General features: G+C 70.9%; 17 protein-coding genes. 8 read left to right on the forward strand and 9 right to left on the reverse strand.

Annotation, left to right across the window (positions count from 1 at the left end):
• Position 1: 1 nt before the first annotated feature.
• The 3 genes from kdpC (at position 2) to ACFC1K_RS01590 (ending at position 4,199) form a co-directional block, all read left to right on the forward strand.
• Complete coding sequence (gene kdpC, locus ACFC1K_RS01580) at positions 2-610, forward strand: K(+)-transporting ATPase subunit C (protein ID WP_375870154.1); 609 nt, start codon at positions 2-4, stop codon at positions 608-610.
• A gap of 386 nt (positions 611-996) precedes the next feature.
• Positions 997-3,522, forward strand: a complete 2,526-nt coding sequence (locus tag ACFC1K_RS01585; protein WP_375870155.1) for a DUF4118 domain-containing protein — start codon at positions 997-999, stop codon at positions 3,520-3,522.
• Positions 3,519-4,199: a response regulator gene (locus tag ACFC1K_RS01590; RefSeq protein ID WP_310287032.1), complete on the forward strand. Its 681-nt coding sequence runs from the start codon at positions 3,519-3,521 to the stop codon at positions 4,197-4,199. Before ACFC1K_RS01585 ends, ACFC1K_RS01590 begins: the two co-directional genes overlap by 4 nt.
• 121 nt (positions 4,200-4,320) lie before the next feature.
• Here ACFC1K_RS01590 and ACFC1K_RS01595 read toward each other — a convergent pair whose 3' ends face one another.
• The 3 genes from ACFC1K_RS01595 to ACFC1K_RS01605 are packed head-to-tail and all read right to left on the reverse strand — an operon-like array spanning position 4,321 to position 5,955.
• Positions 4,321-5,223: a TerC family protein gene (locus ACFC1K_RS01595; protein ID WP_375870156.1), complete on the reverse strand. Its 903-nt coding sequence runs from the start codon at positions 5,221-5,223 to the stop codon at positions 4,321-4,323.
• A gap of 58 nt (positions 5,224-5,281) precedes the next feature.
• Positions 5,282-5,407: a hypothetical protein gene (locus ACFC1K_RS01600; protein ID WP_375870157.1), complete on the reverse strand. Its 126-nt coding sequence runs from the start codon at positions 5,405-5,407 to the stop codon at positions 5,282-5,284.
• Positions 5,407-5,955: a hypothetical protein gene (locus tag ACFC1K_RS01605; protein WP_375870158.1), complete on the reverse strand. Its 549-nt coding sequence runs from the start codon at positions 5,953-5,955 to the stop codon at positions 5,407-5,409. Before ACFC1K_RS01605 ends, ACFC1K_RS01600 begins: the two co-directional genes overlap by 1 nt.
• A 186-nt stretch (positions 5,956-6,141) precedes the next feature.
• Between ACFC1K_RS01605 and ACFC1K_RS01610 the strand changes: the two genes are divergently transcribed.
• Positions 6,142-6,816, forward strand: coding sequence for a GAP family protein (locus tag ACFC1K_RS01610; RefSeq protein WP_375870159.1), 675 nt, complete (start codon positions 6,142-6,144; stop codon positions 6,814-6,816).
• Positions 6,817-6,873: 57 nt separating this feature from the next.
• Here the strand turns inward: ACFC1K_RS01610 and ACFC1K_RS01615 are convergent, their stop codons facing one another.
• Genes ACFC1K_RS01615 through ACFC1K_RS01625 form a run of 3 tightly spaced genes read right to left on the reverse strand, consistent with a single transcriptional unit; the run spans position 6,874 to position 9,149 of the window.
• Positions 6,874-7,752, reverse strand: a complete 879-nt coding sequence (locus ACFC1K_RS01615; protein WP_375870160.1) for an alpha/beta fold hydrolase — start codon at positions 7,750-7,752, stop codon at positions 6,874-6,876.
• A gap of 18 nt (positions 7,753-7,770) precedes the next feature.
• Positions 7,771-8,751, reverse strand: coding sequence for an SRPBCC domain-containing protein (locus ACFC1K_RS01620; protein WP_375870161.1), 981 nt, complete (start codon positions 8,749-8,751; stop codon positions 7,771-7,773).
• 2 nt (positions 8,752-8,753) lie between these two features.
• Positions 8,754-9,149, reverse strand: coding sequence for an ArsR/SmtB family transcription factor (locus tag ACFC1K_RS01625; RefSeq protein WP_375870162.1), 396 nt, complete (start codon positions 9,147-9,149; stop codon positions 8,754-8,756).
• Between the two features lie 144 nt (positions 9,150-9,293).
• Here ACFC1K_RS01625 and purL point away from each other — a divergent pair, with 144 nt between their 5' ends.
• The 4 genes from purL to ACFC1K_RS01645 all read left to right on the forward strand — a co-directional run bounded on the left by purL (position 9,294) and on the right by ACFC1K_RS01645 (position 13,752).
• Entirely contained in the window at positions 9,294-11,627 is a 2,334-nt protein-coding gene (gene purL / locus ACFC1K_RS01630) for a phosphoribosylformylglycinamidine synthase subunit PurL (RefSeq protein ID WP_310287012.1), read from the forward strand.
• A gap of 105 nt (positions 11,628-11,732) precedes the next feature.
• A complete protein-coding gene (locus ACFC1K_RS01635; protein WP_204260058.1) occupies positions 11,733-11,870 on the forward strand; it encodes a hypothetical protein in 138 nt (45 codons plus the stop codon).
• A gap of 73 nt (positions 11,871-11,943) precedes the next feature.
• Entirely contained in the window at positions 11,944-12,750 is an 807-nt protein-coding gene (locus ACFC1K_RS01640) for a hypothetical protein (RefSeq protein WP_375870163.1), read from the forward strand.
• Between the two features lie 39 nt (positions 12,751-12,789).
• Positions 12,790-13,752, forward strand: coding sequence for a hypothetical protein (locus ACFC1K_RS01645; protein ID WP_375870164.1), 963 nt, complete (start codon positions 12,790-12,792; stop codon positions 13,750-13,752).
• A 14-nt stretch (positions 13,753-13,766) separates the two neighbouring features.
• Here the strand turns inward: ACFC1K_RS01645 and ACFC1K_RS01650 are convergent, their stop codons facing one another.
• Genes ACFC1K_RS01650 through ACFC1K_RS01660 form a run of 3 tightly spaced genes read right to left on the reverse strand, consistent with a single transcriptional unit; the run spans position 13,767 to position 16,686 of the window.
• The gene (locus ACFC1K_RS01650; protein ID WP_375870165.1) at positions 13,767-14,834 is read right to left on the reverse strand and encodes a 1-acyl-sn-glycerol-3-phosphate acyltransferase; all 1,068 of its coding nucleotides are present in this window, start codon (positions 14,832-14,834) and stop codon (positions 13,767-13,769) included.
• Positions 14,834-15,730: a patatin-like phospholipase family protein gene (locus tag ACFC1K_RS01655; protein ID WP_375870166.1), complete on the reverse strand. Its 897-nt coding sequence runs from the start codon at positions 15,728-15,730 to the stop codon at positions 14,834-14,836. Before ACFC1K_RS01655 ends, ACFC1K_RS01650 begins: the two co-directional genes overlap by 1 nt.
• A 59-nt stretch (positions 15,731-15,789) precedes the next feature.
• The gene (locus ACFC1K_RS01660; protein ID WP_375870167.1) at positions 15,790-16,686 is read right to left on the reverse strand and encodes a glycine betaine ABC transporter substrate-binding protein; all 897 of its coding nucleotides are present in this window, start codon (positions 16,684-16,686) and stop codon (positions 15,790-15,792) included.
• Between the last annotated feature and the right edge of the window lie 15 nt (positions 16,687-16,701).

Genomic DNA, 16,701 nt, shown 5'->3' on the forward strand with positions numbered 1-16,701 from the left:
CGTGTCCACTCGCACCACCGTCCGCACGACCGGCGTCGCCGTCCGCGCGATGCTCGTCTTCACCCTCGTGCTCGGCGTCGGCTACACCCTGCTCGTCACCGGCATCAGTCAGCTCGCCCTGCCGTGGCAGGCCAACGGCTCGCTCGTGCAGAACTCTGCGGGCGACACCGTCGGGTCGGCGCTCATCGGGCAGTCCTTCACGGATGCCTCGGGTGCTGCGCTTCCGCAGTACTTCCAGTCGCGTCCCTCCGCCGCCGGCGACGGGTACGACGGCGGGGCGTCGAGCGGCTCCAACCTCGGCCCGGAGAACCCCGACCTCGTCTCCGCGATCGAGGAGCGCAAGGCCGCGATCGCCGAGCTCGAGGGCGTGGATCCGACGCAGGTGCCCGCCGACGCGGTGACCGCGTCGGGCTCGGGACTCGATCCCCACATCAGCCCCGCGTACGCGCTGCTCCAGGTGCCTCGCGTTGCGGCGGCCCGCGGGCTCACGGAGTCCGAGGTGCGCAGCGTGGTCGAGGCGCACCTCCAGCAGCGCGACCTCGGCTACCTCGGCGAGCCGCGGGTGAACGTGGTCGAGCTCAACCTCGCCCTCGATGCGCTGGGCTCGTGATCGTGGCCCGGGCCGCAGCATCCACCCCGCTCCTGCTCACCTGTCGCAAAAGGCCGGGCGAGCCGGCACATCGTGACAGGCGAACAGAAACGCCCAGGGCCGCAACACCCGCTGCCCTCCCGCTCACCTGTCGCAAAAGGCCGGGCGAGCCGGCACATCGTGACAGGCGAACAGAGAAGGCCGGAGTTGCCGCAGCCCTCACCACCCGCGGGGTTTGGGGCGCACGGCGCACGTCTGGGGCGCACGAGACGCGCCCCGAATGCACGAGACGCGCCCCGAGCCCGCCCGGCCGTGCCGGCGCACCCGCGGCGGGGTCCCGAGTCCGGCCGTTCGGATTCCGTGAGGACAGCGGTCGCCGGATCCGTCGCGGGTCATAGGGTGAGCACGTGAAGCGCGGCAAGCTGCGGGTGCTGCTCGGCGCGGCGCCCGGCGTCGGCAAGACGTACGAGATGCTCGAAGAGGGCCGCCGCCTCGCCGACGACGGGCGCGACGTCGTGATCGCGGTCGTCGAGACGCACGGGCGCGCCGCTACCGCCGCGCTCATGGACGGACTGCCCGTCGTGCCCCGCACGCTGGTGTCGCACCGCGGCGTCGAGCTCAGCGACATGGACCTCGAGGGGGTCCTCGAACGCAGCCCCGAGATCGCTCTCGTCGACGAGCTCGCCCACACCAACGCGCCGGGCCTGCGGCATCCCAAGCGCTGGCAGGACGTTGCCGACCTGCTCGACGCGGGCATCGACGTCATCACGACGGTCAACGTGCAGCACATCGAATCGCTCGGCGGGGTGGTCGAGCAGATCACCGGCGTCGCGCAGCGCGAGACGGTTCCGGATGCCGTGGTTCGCGCCGCCGACCAGGTCGAGGTGGTCGACCTCTCACCCCAGTCGCTGCGCGATCGCCTCTCAGCGGGGCTCGTCTACCCCGCCGAGCGGATCGACGCGGCCCTGTCGAACTACTTCCGGCTCGGAAACCTCACGGCCCTGCGCGAACTCGCACTGCTGTGGCTGGCCGACGAAGTCGACAGCGCCCTCAATACCTACCGCGCTGAGCACGGCATCGAGGGAGCATGGCAGGCGCGCGAGCGGGTGGTGATCGCGCTCACCGGCGGCTCCGAGGGCGAGACGCTGCTGCGCCGCGGCGCGCGCATCGCCGCGCGGTCGGCGGGCGGCGAGCTGCTCGCGGTGCACGTGTCGAGCCAGGACGGCCTGCGCTCGGGCGACCCGGGCGCCCTCGCCGCGCAGCGGGCGCTCGTCGAGTCGCTCGGCGGCACGTACCACCAGGTGGTCGGCGACGACATCCCTCGCGCGCTCGTCGAGTTCGCGCGCTCGGTGAACGCGACGCAGCTCGTGATCGGCGTGAGCCGACGCGGCCGCCTCGCCACGCTCTTCACCGGCCCGGGCATCGGGGCGACGGTCATCCGCGAGTCCGGCGACATCGACGTGCACATCGTCACACACGATGCGGCGGGCGATCGGTTCCCGCTGCCGCGCGTGACCGGCGGTGCCCTGAGCGTCCGCCGCCGCGTGCTCGGGTTCGCGCTCGCACTGATCGGCGGCCCGCTCCTCACGTGGCTGCTGGTCTCGCTGCGCAGTGAGGACACGATCACCAGCGACGTGCTCGCATACCAGCTGCTCGTCGTGCTGGTCTCGCTGGTCGGCGGCATCTGGCCCGCGGTCTTCGCGGCGGTGATGTCGGGCTTCACCCTGAACTACTTCTTCGTCGCGCCCTACTACACGGTGTCGGTCGCCGATCCGCGGAACGTCTGGGCGCTCGTCCTCTACGTCGTGATCGCCGTGCTGGTGAGCTTCATCGTCGATCGCGCGGCGCGCGCGGCGCGATCCGCCCGGCGCGCCGAGGCGGAGGCCGAGCTGCTCGCGAACGTCGCCGGCAGCGTGCTGCGCGGCGAGTCCGCGGTGCCTGCGCTCATCAGCCGCACGCGAGAATCGCTGGGGCTGGCCGGCGTGCGCCTGGTCGACGCGGACGGCTCCGTCGTCGCGACCGACGGCGAGCCCGTGCGCGACGGCCGCTACGAGGCCGTGACGGTCGCGCGTCGCAACGGGGGTCCGCCCGCGATGCTCGAGCTGCACGGCCACGTGCTCGACGCCTCCGAGCGCCGGCTCATCGACGCCGTCGCCGCCCAGCTCTCCGCGGCCCTCGAGCACACCGACCTCACCGCCACGGCACGGCAGGCCGGAGCTCTCGCCGAGACGGACCAGGTGCGCAGCGCGCTGCTGTCGGCCGTGAGCCACGACCTGCGCCGCCCGCTCGCCGCCGCGGTCGCCGCCGTCGGCGGGCTCCGCGCCGCGGGGCCGCACCTCTCGCCCGAGGACCGGGCCGAACTTCTCGCGACGGCGGATGAGTCGCTCACAACGCTGTCGGCGCTCGTCACCGACCTGCTCGACGTCAGCCGCGTACAGGCGGGGGTGCTCGCGGTGTCGCTGCAGCCCGTCGACAGCGCCGGCGTCGTGCTGGCGGCGCTCGACGAGCTCGGCGCCGGCCCCGACCGCTTCGAGCTCGCGCTCGACCCCGACCTGCCGCTCGTCGAGGCCGACCCGGTGCTGCTGCAGCGGGTGCTCGTGAACGTGCTCGCGAACGCCGCGCGCCACAGCCCGGCGGGATCGCACGTGCGCGTCGCGACGAGCCGACTCGGCCGCACCGCCGAGATCCGCGTGGTGGACCACGGCACCGGGGTCTCGCCGGAGCGGCGCGACGACATGTTCGTCCCGTTCCAACGGCTCGGGGACACCGACAACACCGCGGGCCTGGGTCTCGGGCTCGCCCTGTCGAAGGGGTTCACCGAGGGAATGGGCGGTACGCTCGCCCCCGAGGACACCCCCGGAGGAGGCTTGACGATGGTCATCGCGCTGCCGGTCGCGGACGCGATCCTCGCCGACGAGAGGTCGCTGCCGTGAAGGTCCTGATCGCCGACGACGATCCGCAGCTCGTCCGCGCGCTGCGGATCACGCTCGCCGCGCACGGCTACGAGGTCGTGGCCGCTCCTGACGGCGCGGCGGCGGTGGCCCTCGCCGCCAAGGAGCATCCCGACATCGTGATGGTGGACCTCGGGATGCCGCGCCTCGACGGCGTGCAGGTGATCGAGGCTCTGCGGGGCTGGACGACGGCCCCGATCATCGTGGTCTCGGGCCGCACCGGCTCCGCCGACAAGGTCGAGTCGCTCGACGCCGGCGCCGACGACTACGTCACCAAGCCGTTCCAGATCGACGAGCTGCTCGCACGACTGCGGGCGCTGTCACGACGTGTGACCGCAGCATCCGGTGTCCCCGTCGTCACGTTCGGGGACGTCGTGGTGGACCTCTCGACGAAGACGGTGACGCGGTCCGGCGAGCGCGTGCACCTCACGCCGACGGAGTGGAAGATCCTCGAGTTCCTGGCGCGCAACCCCGGCTCGCTCGTGACACGGCAGGCGCTCCTCAAGGACATCTGGGGCACCGAGCAGGTGGCCGACACCGGCTACCTGCGGCTGTACATGTCGCAGCTGCGCAAGAAGCTCGAATCCGATCCGGGCAACCCCGCCCACCTGCTGACGGAATCGGGCATGGGCTACCGCCTCCTCGCCGACGCCGCCTGAGCGGCGCCCACGGCCCTGGAGGGACGGATGCTGCGGCTCGCAGCATCCGTCCGCGCTCGAGAAACCGCGATCCAGCCTGGAAACCGCGCGGCGCCTGGTTTAACCGCGCGTTCCCGGTTTCTCAGCCGAGGCCCTGGCGCTCCTCGGCCGCGCCCGGCACCGCGTCGCCCGCCACGGGCTTCGACGACAGGCCCACCGAACCCGAACCCGGGTCCTTCGACAGCGCCGCGGCGACGGCGACCGACTCGTCGACGTCGGGGTACTGGGGGCGCAGCTGCACGGGAGTGCGGCGGCGCTGCTCGCGCTTCGCCTTCGCGGCGGCGGCCCAGAGGTTGAGCGCCTCCACGAAGATCGCGAACGCCATCGGGCCGTAGATGAACGCCTTGTCGATGTGGAACCCGAAGCCCTCGGCGATGAGGAACACACCGATCAGCAGGAGGAACGACAGCGCCAGCATCTTCACCGTGGGGTGCTTGTTGACGAACGCGAAGATGAAGCGCGATGCGAAGAGCATGATGCCGAAGGACAGCACGACGACGGTGATGATGATGACGAGGTTCGTGGTCATGCCGACCGCGGTGATCACCGAGTCGAGCGAGAACACCAGGTCGAGCACCAGGATCTGTGCGATCACCGAGCCGAAGGTCACGGCCTTGCGGCCGCCGCCGCCGTGCTCCTCCTCGGAACCCTCGAGCTTGTGGTGGATCTCGGTCACGGCCTTGTAGACGAGGAACAATCCACCGGCGATGAGGATGATGTCCTTCCACGAGAAGCCCATCTCGCCGATGAAGAACACCTCCTCCTTGAGCGTGATGATCCAGCCCGCGAACAGCACGAGCACGACGCGCATCAGCATCGCCAGCGTGAGGCCGAGATTGCGGGCCTTGGCCTGCTGCTCCTTGGGGAGCTTGGACGCGAGGATCGAGATGAAGATGACGTTGTCGACGCCGAGGACGACCTCGAGGACGAACAGCGTCAGGAACACGGCGATCAGATCGGGCGTGAAAGCGAAGGAGAAGTCCACGCCGCCAATCGTAGGGGGACGGCATGGACCGCCCGCGCCGATCAGCCGCCGGCTATGGTCACGCCCCCGCCGCCGGCTCGGGCGCGGACTCGGGCCGCCCATCGGCGTCCGGGGCGGACCACTCGGCGAACTCCGCCTCGACCCGCGCGCAGCGGCGCGCCCAGGTGATCGTGAAGAGCAGCATCAGGCCACCTCCGCCTGGATCTCGGCGTTTCGCACACGCACATCTCCGACAGGGACCGCGCCCACGCACGGCACGGCGATGAGGTCCCCGGGAATCAGGTCGGCGGGAAGGACGAGGGCCACGCCCGGCACTGCGCTTCCGGCGGCGTCACGAACGACGTGCCTGCGATCGCGGGCGTCCGAGACGCGCCCGATCAGCCGCGCCTCGCCCCATCGCGGCTGGGCCGTGGCCAGCACCGCATCGACCACGATCACCGGTTCCGGTCCGACGAGGCGGGCGTTCGCAGCATCCGTCCCGATCACGTCGACGACCGACACCGCGAGCACCGTCGCCGATTCGGAGGTCGACGGCATCCCGCCGGAGAGGGGGATCACCGCGGCGCCGGTCATCACGCTCGGCGTACCGCAGAGCTCGACGTACCGGAGGACCGAGACTCCGGCGACGACGACGTCATCGAGAGTGGGCACCGCGCCGACCGGCCAGAGATCGCGCGTGAAGGGGGACGGGATGCTGTGTCTCAGGGTGGGGAGGAGCGACGTGAGTGTCATGTCTCCGGTCTACGGCGAGCACGCGCCGCGGTCCCCTCCCCTCACGAGACCTTCGCGGCCGGCCTGCCGATCCTGACGGAGGCCATGCGGGGCCGCGGCGGAAACCCGGCACGCAGCGCCGCCGTGCGGCAGGATGATCTCGCGCCCTCGTCCCGCCGGCGAGGGAGACGGGAGTCGAGGCCGCACATGGGCACGGTGCTCTGGTACACGATCCCGATCGCGCTGGCGATCGCGCTGAGCGTGTTCCCGATCGTCTCGGTGCTGGTGCTGCTGCTCGCTCCCGACCCGATGCGGCGCAGCGTGCTGTTCACCGGCGGGTGGTTCGGGGGCCTGCTCGTCCTCGTCGCCGCGTTCACCATCGGCGCTGCGCTCGTTCCCGCCCAGGCGCGGGGTCCGTTCCCGCCGTGGGCGCATGTGGCCGAGATCGCGATCGGCGTCGTGCTGATCGTGATGACGCTGGTCATCGGCCGGCGAGCCCGTCGATCCGACTCGGCGAAGGCTCTCGACCTCCACGGCCTCACGACCCGGATGACGGGACCGCGCGCGTTCGCGTTCGGCGTCATGATGAACGTCCGGCCGAAGAACATCGTCCTCACGATCGCCGGCGGCCTCGCGATCGGAGCCGCCGCACTCGATCTCGTCGCGACCTCGACGATCGTCGTGATCTTCACGGTCGTGGCAGCGTCCACCGTCGTCGGGCTCGTCGTCGTGTACACAGTCGGCAGGACCCGGGTGCGCCCGGGGCTCGACCGTCTGCGCGTCTTCCTCGTCGATCACGCGTCGATGGTGCTGCAGATCTTCGGCGTCCTCGTGGGCGTGCTGCTGATCGTCATCGGAACGGTTCGGCTGATCGGCGCGTGAACGAGGGGAGACGGATGCTGCGCAGCACGGTCTCCCCTCATTTCCCGGTGGGCGAGATCAGTCGAGGATCTCCCGCAGGCGTGCCGCGAAGCCGGCGGGGTCGCCGGGATACCCCGGTTGATCCGCGAAGCCGCCGTGGTGGCTCGGAAAGTCGGTGACCGGCCGATCGAGCACCGCGGCGACGCCGCGGGCGCCGCGCGCGGGCAGCGTGTCGCCGGACTCCACCCCCGCCGCGATCACGAGCCGATCGCCCAGCGCCCGCAGCCGGTCGGCGTCGACGCGGTAGACGATGGTCGCCGGCATGTTCCGCAGCAGCGGGTTCGTGCGGGTGCCGTCGTCGTCGGCCGACATGCCGAACATCGCGGGGTCAGGCGCGGGCTGGTCGAGATAGTCGTCGGGCACCGGGCCGTCGAGCATGACGAACGGGATGAAGGTCGCCATCGCGGCGCCGTCGCCCTTCTCGGCGTAGGTGCGCTTCATGTGGTCGACCACCGCGAGCACCGCCTCCCGGTCGGGGAGCACGTTCGCGAGCGGCGGCTCGTGCACGACGGCGATGCGCACGTCCTCGGGGTGGGCCGTGACCACTTCGAGCAGGTTCACCGCCCCACCACTGGTGCCGAACGCGTCGACGGGGCCGCAGTCCAGCGCCGCGATCACGCGATGCAGGTCCGCCGCGTGCTGCTCGACCGTGATGTCGGCCGTGCCCACCGGGTTGCGCCCGGCGCCGCGCGGGTCGTAGGTCACCACGGGGCGATCCGCGAACTGCCCGGCGAGCTGCCCCAGTCCCCAGGCGTCCATCGGCGCCGCGAAGAGGAACAGGGCCGGCCTCTCGGCGGTGGCCGCGCTCAGATCCCCATGGATGTCGTACGTGATCACGTCTTCGCCCTCGCCCACGACGTGGGTGGTGACGGTCCGCTCGACGGTGTTCTCGGTCATCTCGACTTTTCCTCCGACTCAGACCTGCGCGAGGATGCCCTCGAGGCGGCCGTAGCTGGCTTCCATGCCGTCGGTCATGCCGGTGGCGAGGACGATGTCGCGCGTCTCCTTGTCGGGGTACTCGATGAGGAGCGTGATGAGGGTGGCGCCGTCCTCCTCGTAGAGGCTCAGGTCGTTGAGCGTCGAGGGGAACGGGGTTCCGGTCATGTGCTCGGTCGTGACCGCGCGGCGCGGCGCCTCGGAGAGGAGGGTCTCGCCGTCGAAGCCGAAGGTCTCGCCTTCGGTCCCTTCGAGCGGCTCCCACTGGTATTGGTACTTCCCGCCCACGGACGGGTCGATCTCGCACACGGACATACGCCAGCCGTCGGGGCCGAGCAGCCACTGCTGCATGAGCTCGGGCTCCTGGTGCGCGCGCCACACGAGGTCGATCGGACCCTCGATGAGCCGCGTGATGCGCACGTGGGTGTCGTCGAGGATCTCGGTCTGCGTGCCCTTGCCGGCCGAGTAGGCGCGCAGCCCCTCGAGCACGCGGTCGAGCTGGTTGATCGCCATCGTCGAGCCCTCGACGGCGCCCATCGCGACAACCTTCTCGAGCGCCTCGGCGGAGTCGAAGTACGTGGTGTTGACCAGCCGCGACCCGGTCGGCGTCTGCGTGAACGCGAACACCATGCGGGAGGTCGGCATCTCGGCCAGCAGCATGCCGTCCTCGTCGGCGAACGAGTCGAGCGCGGTGAACGTGCGGGGTCCGTCGATCTCGAGGAACTCCCAGACCCCGTGGTACTCCTCCCCCTTCGGGCTCGTCATGTGGTACCTGGCGCGGCCGCCGGCGGTGAGGTCGAACTCCGTGAAGGTGGCGGGGTACCCGGGAGGGCCCCAGAACCGCTCGAGCTGCCGCGGTTCGGTGAAGGCCTCCCACAGGCGCTCGACCGGAGCGGCGAAGTCGGCCGTGAGCGTCATCGTGAGCGCGTCGGGATCGGTGGTGACGTCGGTGACGGGCATCGTCATTCTCCTTCGTTACTGCGCGGATCGTTCTTCGGTTCTTCGGTGGTGCCGGGCGTTCCGGCGGGTTCGGCGAGCAGCGCATCGAGCCGGTCGATGCGGGCGCGCCACAGTTCTTCGTAGCGGGCGAGCAGCACGCGGGCGCGGGCGATCATCTCGGGGTCCGCCCGGACGAGGCGCTCACGGCCTTCGGCGCGCTTGACGATGAGGCCTGCGGCCTCGAGCACGGTGACGTGCTTCTGCACCGCCGCGAACGACATGTCGTACTCGCGAGCGAGGGCCGACACGGAGTACTCGCTCGAGAGCGTCCGACGCAGGATGTCGCGCCGGGTCGCCGCCGCCAGTGCATGGAACACGCGGTCGATCTCGTCATCGCTGAGCTCAATTCCTACAACCATTTGGTTGTACGTTAGCCCTGGCTGCAGCATCCGTCAACCCCTTTTCTGGCGACGGATGCTGCAGCAGCCGCGATCCGTCACCCCGTCTCGTGCCGAACTAGACTGTTGAGGTCCGGCATCCCCGAATTTCTGGAGCTGAGCCGCGTGACCACCCCCGCTTCGACCTCTGTCGCCGACACCGTCGAGAACGCCACCGCCACGCCCGAGAAGGAGCAGCCGTATGCGGCGCTCGGTCTCAAGCCCGACGAGTACGAGAAGATCCGCGAGATCCTCGGCCGCCGCCCCACGTCGGGCGAGCTGGCGATGTACTCCGTCATGTGGTCGGAGCACTGCTCCTACAAGTCGTCGAAGATCTATCTCCGCAAGTTCGGCGAGAAGGTCTCCGACGAGATGAAGGAACGGCTCATGGTCGGCATGGGCCAGAACGCCGGCGTCGTCGACATCGGCGAGGGCTGGGCCGTCACCTTCAAGGTCGAGTCGCACAACCACCCGAGCTACATCGAGCCGTTCCAGGGCGCCGCGACCGGCGTCGGTGGCATCGTGCGCGACATCATCTCGATGGGTGCGCGACCCGTGGCCGTCATGGACCAGCTGCGCTTCGGCGCCATCGACAACCCCGACACGGCGCGAGTCGTCCACGGCGTCGTGAGCGGCATCAGCTTCTACGGCAACTGCCTGGGCCTGCCCAACATCGGCGGCGAGACCGTGTTCGACGCCGTGTACCAGGGCAACCCGCTCGTCAACGCCCTCGCTGTGGGGGTCCTCCGCCACGAGGACCTCAAGCTCGCCAACGCCACCGGCGCCGGCAACAAGGTCGTGCTCTTCGGCGCCCGCACCGGCGGCGACGGCATCGGCGGTGCATCGATCCTCGCCTCCGACACCTTCGCCGACGGCGGTCCGACCAAGCGCCCCGCGGTGCAGGTCGGCGACCCGTTCGCCGAGAAGGTGCTCATCGAGTGCTGCCTCGAGCTCTACCGCGACGAGCTCGTCGAGGCCATCCAGGACCTCGGCGCCGCCGGCATCTCGTGCGCGACCTCCGAGCTCGCCGCGAACGGCGGCTCGGGCATGCGCGTCGACCTCGAGAAGGTGCTGCTGCGCGACCCCACGCTCACGCCCGAGGAGATCCTCATGAGCGAGAGCCAGGAGCGCATGATGGCGATCGTCGCGCCCGAGAAGCTCGACGCGTTCCTCGAGGTCGTCGGCAAGTGGGACGTCGAGACCTCGGTCCTCGGCGAGGTCACCGGCGACGGACGCCTGCAGATCTTCTGGCACGGCGAGCAGATCGTCGACGTCGACCCCTCGACGGTCGCGGTCGACGGCCCCGTCTACGAGCGCCCCGTGGCCTACCCCACGTGGATCGACGCGCTGCGTGAGGACTCGGCATCCGCTCTCCCGCGTCCGACCGACGCCGAGACGCTGCGTGAGCAGTTCACGAAGCTCGTCGCGAGCCCGAACCTCGCCGACACGTCGTGGATCACGAACCAGTACGACTACTACGTCATGGGCAACACGGCGCTGTCGTTTCCCGACGACGCCGGCATGATCCGCGTCGACGAGCACTCCGGTCTCGGCTTCGCGATCGCCACCGACTGCAACGGCCGCTACTGCCAGCTCGACCCGTACCAGGGCGCGAAGCTGGCGCTGGCCGAGGCGTACCGAAACGTCGCCGTCACCGGCGCCGAGCCGACCGCCGTCACCGACTGCCTCAACTTCGGCTCGCCTGAGAACCCCGAGGTCATGTGGCAGTTCTCGCAGACCGTCGACGGCCTGTCGGACGCCTGCCTCGAGCTCGGCGTCCCCGTCACCGGTGGCAACGTCTCGTTCTACAACCAGACCGGCGATCAGCCGATCTTCCCGACGCCCGTCGTCGGCGTGCTGGGAATCATCGACGACGTCGCGCGCCGCATCCCGTCGGGCTGGCAGGACGCGGGCGAGAACATCTACCTGCTCGGCGTGACCTCGACCGAGCTGTCGGGCTCGCAGTGGGCCGGCACGATCCACGACCACCTCGGCGGTCGCCCGCCGGCGGTCGACCTCGCGCAGGAGAAGAAGCTCGCCGAGCTCATCCACGCCGGCTCGCAGCAGTCGCTCATCTCGTCGGCGCACGACCTCTCGTCGGGAGGCCTGGCACAGGCCCTCGCCGAGGCCACCATGCGCTTCGGCGTCGGTGCGCGCGTGTGGCTGAACGAGATCATGGAGCGCGACGGAGTGGATGCTGCCACCGCCCTGTTCTCGGAGTCCACGGGTCGCGTCATCGTCTCGGTCCCCCGCGAGGACGACGTGAAGTTCCGCGGCCTGTGCGAGGGCCGGGGCTACCCGGTGCTGCGCATCGGCGTGACCGACGCGGCCGCGGACGGCGACGAGCCCGCGCTCGAGGTCCAGGGTCTGTTCACGGTTCCGCTCGCGGAGCTTCGGGGCCTGTCGACCTCGACGCTGCCCGACGCCTTCGGCCCGATCATCACCGAGCACACCGCCTGACCTGAGTAGCTCCCGGTTTGGGGCGCGCCGCGTGCGTTCGGGGCGCGTCGGACGCGCCCCGAACGGACGGGACGCGCCCCAAACCCCACAAGTAGGATGAGAGCCATGGCGCCCGAGGACGACGAGTACAGCGGTTTCAACGACACCCGGCAGCGGCGCGTCAAGATCATCGCGTGGGTGACGATCGTCGCCCTGATCCTCGTCGGCGGCGGCGCCACCGTCTTCGCCCTCCTCTTCGGCTGAGGTCGCGGCGGGTGGCCGAGGTGTCAGCAGACTCCCGGCGACAACCGCGCTATATCGCGTTTATCATGGCAGGGTGGAGCCCATCCTCCTCATCGTCTCGAGCTGGTGGTGGATCGGTCCGGCGGCCGTGGGCGCCGGGGCGGCCACCTATGCCGGAATGACGACGCGCAGCCGCCGGGCACGACGCCTGGAGCTCGACGCTGCCCGCGCGGAGGAGTCGCAGGCCTACCGCGACCTCGTCGCCGCGAAGGCGCGCCTGCATACGGCGCAGGCCGATCTGCTGACCGCCAAGTCGCGCTCCTCGGTCCCGCCCGCGCATGCCGCCGAGGCACGGCGCGAGCTGCAGGCGGCGAGGCAGGACGAGAAGACCGCCTCCCTCGCCCTGCGCGCGAGCCGCACGCGGGTGAAGGCCGGCTACGCCCAGTACCGCGCCGCGTCCACCCGCGACCCGCTCCCTATCGACCGCCTCTACGCCGCGCACGACGGTGTCAACACGCGGTGGCTGGCGTATGAGACCGATGTCGACAAGGCGCTGGCGTATCCGCAGATGACCGACCCGCGGCATCCGGCGACCGTCGTCTTCCTGCGCGCTCAGCGCGACGCCCTCGCGAAGCGCCCGACCCTGCGCGACAGGGTGACGCCGCAGCAGTTCCTCGAGTACCGGGTCGCCGTGCGCCACCTCGAGGCGACCTTCGCGGAGGCGGAGCGCCAGTCGGGCGTTCCCGGGGCACCGCGTCCGTCGTCGGCCGGAGCGACGGCCGCGGCCGGGCTCACCGCCGCCGCAGCGGTGCTGTCGGAGATCGCCGATCGCCTGCCCGCGCTCATCGCGCGGATCCCCCCGCCTCGCCAGAGCGAGCCGCCCGCTGGCAGGGTGCCCTGAGCCGACCACGCGGCGGCGACCGGCCGTTAGCATGACAGTGTGCAAGCGTTCTGGGAGTTCGCGGGCAACTTCTGGTGGCTCGTCTTCCCACTCATGGGTGTCCTCGGCATGGTCGGCAATGCCTGGGAGCGTGGCGCGCGCATGCGCCACAAGCGCCGCCTCGAGGTGATGCACGCGAAGGCCGAGCTCAAGGCCGCCCAAGCGGCGGCGCGCGGCAAGGCGGTGCCGGCGGCATCCCTCCCTCCGATCACCGCGCCGACGGCGACGACGGGTTCTGCGCAGGGTGCGTCGGTGTCCCGCGAGACGCAGGTGACCCAGCTCGAACGCCTGTTCGCGACGCACGACGCGGTCACGGCGCGCTGGCTCGAGTACGAGCTCGACGTCGCGAAGATCATCGCGTTCCCTGCCATGAGCGACGGGCGCCAGCCGCTCACCGCGGCGTTCCTGCGCGCGAAGCGGATCGCCGACGGCCTGCGCCCCGCGTCGGCCAAAGCGCGCCTCTCGAAGGAGCAGCTCGCCGAGTACCGCAATGCGGTCGCCGACTTCGAGGTGGCGTTCGACGTCGCCGAGCGCGACGCCCGCCGCCTGCGGGACTCGACCTTCACCGAGGACGAGCGCAAGCGCCTCGACATCGCCAAGAAGCTCCTCACGGTCGCGATCGACGAGGCCGCGACGCCGGCCGAGCGCCAGCTCGCCTACCGCCGCGTGCGCGAGGAGCTCGACGGACTCATCTCCATCTCGGACGAGGCCATCGAGGTGCTCGAGAAGAAGGTGATGCTCGAGCTCGGGCCCGTCACCTCCGCCACGACGACGGTGCCGGATGCTGCCGCCCCGTCTCGCTCGGAAGCCCCGGCTGCGCCGGAGCCCGAGCTGATCGCCGACCCCCTGCCCGCGCCGAAGCGTCCGAGCACGACACCGCCTCCCGGCGCGACGTGGCCGGTTCCCTCGCGCGGAAACGGCGATGCGCCGGGCCGCGTGACGCACCCCAAGCCCCACCGCTGAGCACCGGTTCGAGGTCAGGCAGCGAGCTCGGGGTGGGCGTCGATCCAGCCGTCGATGCGGGCGAACCAGTCGAAGAGCCACGCGGCGCGGGCGTCGAGGTCGTCGGGGATCTCCGACCGGGGCACGCGCCACGCGCGCATCGTGATGCCCTTGTCCATCGGCAGCTCGCGCCAGATGTCGCGCAGGGTGTGGAGTCGCTCGAGTCCGGTGTGGGCGATGAACACGACGTCGGCGTCGGGTGAGGCATCCAGCGCGGCATTCATGCCGCCCGGCTGCGGAGCCATGACGTGCGTCATCGCCTCGGCGCGCTCGGCCATGGCCTCGCGCCCCGCGTCGCGCAGCCGCTTGATGCGCGAGCGCCGTCTCTTCGGACTGACCTGGCCGCCTTCGGGGAAGATCACGAACGCGTCCTCGGGGCCGAGGCCGGTCGCGAGGTCGCGAAGCGCCGCCTCCACCGAGGCGCCGCCGCCCTTGCGACCGGCGCCGAACCCCGACGGGACGATGAAGCGCGCCGGGATCCGGTGCAGCAGGACGTCGATCGCCGGATCCCACTGCAGCGTGTACTTGAGCACGATCCGCGGCCGGCGCGCGACCTCGTTGAGCAGGGTGTGGATGAGGATGAACGAGTCGCCGGGACCGCCGTGCCGGCTCGCCACCACGAGCGGGGTTCCGGGGGCGAACAGCGCCTCGAACGCCGCGCGACCGGTCGCAGCGTCCGCGTCGTCGGAGCCGGTCGTCGTGATCGTGAGGCGCAGCACCCCGCCGAAGATCCAGAACAGAAGCCGCAGCGCCCAGGCGCCGAGGCGATAGTGCGCGGTGACGAAGCCGGGCCGGCGCAGCGCGTAGCCGAAGCCCGAGGCGATCCAGAGGGCGAACAGGGCGATCACGAGCATCGCGTCCCACAGCAGGTACACGGTCACGAGCCACAGCACGCGCGGCAGTCGGAACCGTCCGGGCACGAGCGAGGTCAGCGCGAGGGCGACGAGCAGCCACAGCGGAGTGAGCACCAGCATCACGAGCGCCGCCACGATCACGAGCGGGGCGAGAAGGATGCGGCGCACCCAGGCGGGCAGCATCCGCATCAGGTCTCCTCGTCGGCTCGGGGCGTTTCGTCTCGCTCCGCTCGCTCAACGACCGGGTCGTCGCTCTCGGTGCCCAGGCCGCGCTCGGCGAGGAACGCCAGGCTGGCGTCGTAGGCGGCGTCGATGCGGCGGCGGACGGTGTCCATGCGGCGATACGACATGAGCGAGTCGTCGCCGTCGAGCCCGCCGCCGCTAGGGAGCACGTGCAGGGCGACCCCCGCGGGAAGCGTCGCGACGTCGCGGGCGTAGCGATGGCGCCGGGCGATCTCGAAGGCGACGCGCGCGGTGTCGACCGCTGACTGCGGGGCGACCAGCGGCGTCTCGATGCGCCCGACCTGCAGCACGTAGACCGTCGTCGCGCCGACCTCCACCGCCTGCTCGATGGGGATCGAGTTGACGATGCCGCCGTCGATGAAGTGCTCGTCGCCGATGCGGGTGGGCGGCAGGAGTCCCGGCACCGAGGCCGACGCGAGGATCGCCTCGATGAGCGGACCCGACTCGAACACGTGCTCGGCGGCACGCTCGATGCTCGCGGCGACCACGCGCAGGCGCACCGCGAGGTCGTCGAAGGTCGTGTCGGCGCCGAGGGACCGCTCGAGCAGGTGCCGCAGCGGGGCCGGCGAGTTCAGGTGCGTCTTGGTCTTCACGAGGCGCGTGAACTGGGCGAACAGCGAGTCGCCGTAGACGGCGTTCGCCTCGGGCGAGGTCCAAGCGTCGAGCAGGCGCTCGATCACGGCCGGCGTCGGGTCGCTCGCGACCAGAGCCCCGTTGATGGCACCGATCGAGGTGCCGACCACGACATCCGGACGGATGCCGGACTCGAGCAGGGCCCGCAGCATCCCGATCTCGACGGCACCGCGTACCCCTCCGCCGCCGAGAACGAAGGCCACCGTCATGCCCACACCCTAGTGCGGGCGCCGTCGAGGACGATGGACTTCGGCCGTTCCTCGCTCGCTCAACGACCGGGGGCTGTGAGGCTGTCGACGTAGTCCTGGTTGTCGGCGACCCACTTCGCCACGACGGGGCCGTAGTCGTCGCCGTCGTAGGCGCCGACCATCGCGTCCTCGAGCGAGTAGAGCAGCTCGTTGTCCATGCGGAACGCCTCGAGCCAGTCGAAGATCTCGGGGAACTCGTCGGCGAACGAGGTCGACGCCACGGTGTGGATGCCCTCGGCATCGCCGAGCAGTCCGTCCGGGTCTTCGAGGTCCTTGAGCGGGAACGCGTTGTATGCCCAGTGCGGCCGCCACAGGGTGACGGCGACGTCGCGTCCGGCGTCGGTCGCGGCCTGCAGCTCGGTGAGCATCGCGGGCGTCGACGACGTCACGAACTCCATGCCCTCGAGGCCGTAGCCCGGGATCACGTCGTTCTGCGTGACGGTCACGAGCCCTGATCCGGCCTCGATCCCGACCAGGCGGTTGCCGAACACGTCGGCGTTCGCGGCGAGCTCGGTGAGCGAGTCGATGGGAGCGTCCTCGTTCACGGCGATCGTGAGCTTGGCCTCGTCGTTCCAGGCGCCCAGGTCGACGAGCTGGTCGCCGTACGTCTCCATGTAGTCGGCGTGCGTGAGCGGCAGCCACGTGTCGAGGGTCAGGTCGTAGTCGCCCTTCGCGATGCCGGTGTACGCCGCGGCCGGGTCGGCGTACGCGAGGTCGACGGTGTAGCCCTTCTCCTCGAGCACCGCCTTCCACAGCTCGGACGCGGCGATGCCCTCGTCCCAGCCGTTGAACACGGCGATCGTCAGGTGCCCCTGGTCGGAGCCGCCGACGCCCGTCTGCACGAGCGCGCCGTTGACGAGCAGTCCGGCGGTCCCCGCCAGGGCGAGTCCGGCGGCGATGATGCGTCGCTTGGTCATGTCGGTTCCTCTCGT

Origin of the sequence: Microbacterium sp. NPDC056057 (assembly GCF_042266945.1) — a bacterium.
Lineage (GTDB): Bacteria > Actinomycetota > Actinomycetes > Actinomycetales > Microbacteriaceae > Microbacterium > Microbacterium trichothecenolyticum_C.

Bases quoted from the DNA above. Each gene is read 5' to 3' on its own strand.
- ACFC1K_RS01600 (WP_375870157.1), bottom strand. From the start codon at position 5,407: ATGCTGCTCTTCACGATCACCTGGGCGCGCCGCTGCGCGCGGGTCGAG.
- ACFC1K_RS01605 (WP_375870158.1), bottom strand. From the start codon at position 5,955: ATGACACTCACGTCGCTCCTCCCCACCCTGAGACACAGCATCCCGTCC.
- ACFC1K_RS01610 (WP_375870159.1), top strand. From the start codon at position 6,142: ATGGGCACGGTGCTCTGGTACACGATCCCGATCGCGCTGGCGATCGCG.
- ACFC1K_RS01615 (WP_375870160.1), bottom strand. From the start codon at position 7,752: ATGACCGAGAACACCGTCGAGCGGACCGTCACCACCCACGTCGTGGGC.
- ACFC1K_RS01620 (WP_375870161.1), bottom strand. From the start codon at position 8,751: ATGCCCGTCACCGACGTCACCACCGATCCCGACGCGCTCACGATGACG.
- ACFC1K_RS01625 (WP_375870162.1), bottom strand. From the start codon at position 9,149: ATGGTTGTAGGAATTGAGCTCAGCGATGACGAGATCGACCGCGTGTTC.
- ACFC1K_RS01635 (WP_204260058.1), top strand. From the start codon at position 11,733: ATGGCGCCCGAGGACGACGAGTACAGCGGTTTCAACGACACCCGGCAG.
- ACFC1K_RS01650 (WP_375870165.1), bottom strand. From the start codon at position 14,834: ATGCGGATGCTGCCCGCCTGGGTGCGCCGCATCCTTCTCGCCCCGCTC.
- ACFC1K_RS01655 (WP_375870166.1), bottom strand. From the start codon at position 15,730: ATGACGGTGGCCTTCGTTCTCGGCGGCGGAGGGGTACGCGGTGCCGTC.
- ACFC1K_RS01660 (WP_375870167.1), bottom strand. From the start codon at position 16,686: ATGACCAAGCGACGCATCATCGCCGCCGGACTCGCCCTGGCGGGGACC.